Here is a 602-nt window from a genome sequence, read left to right on the forward strand (position 1 = left end):
GCTCTTTAACAATCAAATCAAGCAATCTGTGTGGGCACTCACAGGAATTGGATGTCAAAAAAATTGATATGCAATGACTGATGAAGTGACCAAGCGAATCGAAAGATTCAGCAACAGTTAATTCAAAATTCATTGAGCACCAAACTTTAATTGAAGAGTTTGATCATGGCTCAGATTGAACGCTGGCGGCAGGCCTAACACATGCAAGTCGAACGGCAGCGGGGGGTAGCTTGCTACCCCGCCGGCGAGTGGCGGACGGGTGAGTAATGCCTGGGGAGCTGCCCAATCGAGGGGGATACCAGTTGGAAACGACTGCTAATACCGCATACGCCCTGAGGGGGAAAGGTGGGGATCTTCGGACCTACCGCGATTGGATGCACCCAGGTGGGATTAGCTAGTTGGTGAGGTAACGGCTCACCAAGGCGACGATCTCTAGCTGGTCTGAGAGGATGACCAGCCACACTGGAACTGAGACACGGTCCAGACTCCTACGGGAGGCAGCAGTGGGGAATATTGCACAATGGGGGAAACCCTGATGCAGCCATGCCGCGTGTGTGAAGAAGGCCTTCGGGTTGTAAAGCACTTTCAGCGAGGAGGAAAGG

The 602-nt window shown here is 52.5% G+C and carries 1 rRNA gene; it reads left to right on the forward strand.

Features of this window, described 5'->3' with window-relative positions:
* Positions 1–147: 147 nt before the first annotated feature.
* Positions 148–602 (forward strand): 16S ribosomal RNA (locus tag ACYVG7_RS09950); the annotation flags it as partial.

The sequence above is a fragment of the Pseudaeromonas pectinilytica genome, assembly GCF_054780855.1.